This window comes from Flavobacterium sp. GNP010, from assembly GCF_056428945.1.
Window position 1 is genome coordinate 1 of the sequence record NZ_JBWJVK010000147.1, and the last position, 411, is coordinate 411.

1 protein-coding gene is annotated in these 411 nt (G+C 40.1%); it reads right to left on the reverse strand.

Annotated elements, in window-relative coordinates:
- A partial coding sequence (locus AC061C_RS15915; protein ID WP_478291985.1) for a hypothetical protein occupies positions 1-411 on the reverse strand: 411 nt, incomplete at both ends.

The window sequence follows — 411 nt, forward strand, 5'->3', positions numbered from 1 at the left end:
GAGTAAAGACTTCAGAAGTATTTCCACAATCATCAGCTACAGTCCAAGTGTTGGTATAAGTTCCTGCATTAGCACAAGATTCAGACGCTACAAAAGCACCGCTTACTTTGCTGATATTTGTAACAGTAGCATCACATAAATCAGTAGCAATAGGGAAAGTTGCTTGAGCTGTGGCTAATGCTTCAGCATTACTACATTCAACAGTCGTATTTAAAGCAGTAGCAGCGGTTGACCACGCAGGCGCTGTTGTATCTTGAATGGTAATGATTTGAGTAAAGACTTCAGAAGTATTTCCACAATCATCAGCTACAGTCCAAGTGTTGGTGTACGTTCCTGCATTAGCACAAGATTCAGATGCTACAAAAGCACCGCTTACTTTGCTGATATTTGTAACAGTAGCATCACATAAAT